General features: G+C 67.5%; 1 pseudogene. It reads right to left on the reverse strand.

Going from position 1 to position 274, the window contains the following annotated elements:
- A pseudogene (locus SB754_RS20180) lies at positions 1-274 on the reverse strand (LuxR family transcriptional regulator); the annotation flags it as partial.

The following is a 274-nucleotide window of genomic DNA, read 5'->3' on the forward strand; positions in this document are numbered from 1 at the left end:
CTGCAACCTTGCTGTCGAAAATGACGGCCCGGAGCGGCATATGGGGCAGGGTGCGGAATTCGCCGCCGGCGGCCGTCACGATCTCCACGGCCCGGCGGGTGGGCACGTGGTCGCGGCTGCTGGAGTGGTAGAGAGTTCGGCGCGCCACCCCCTGCTGCAGCATGTCGACGTCCTTCTTGACGCTTTCCTCCTGGGTGTCGGCCGTTGCTCCCGGACCGGGACGTGCCATGAGCACGCACTCTGATGCGGCGCGCGCGTATTCGATCAGCACGCT

Source organism: Leifsonia sp. SIMBA_070 (assembly GCF_046534635.1).
Classification (GTDB): Bacteria; Actinomycetota; Actinomycetes; order Actinomycetales; family Microbacteriaceae; genus Leifsonia.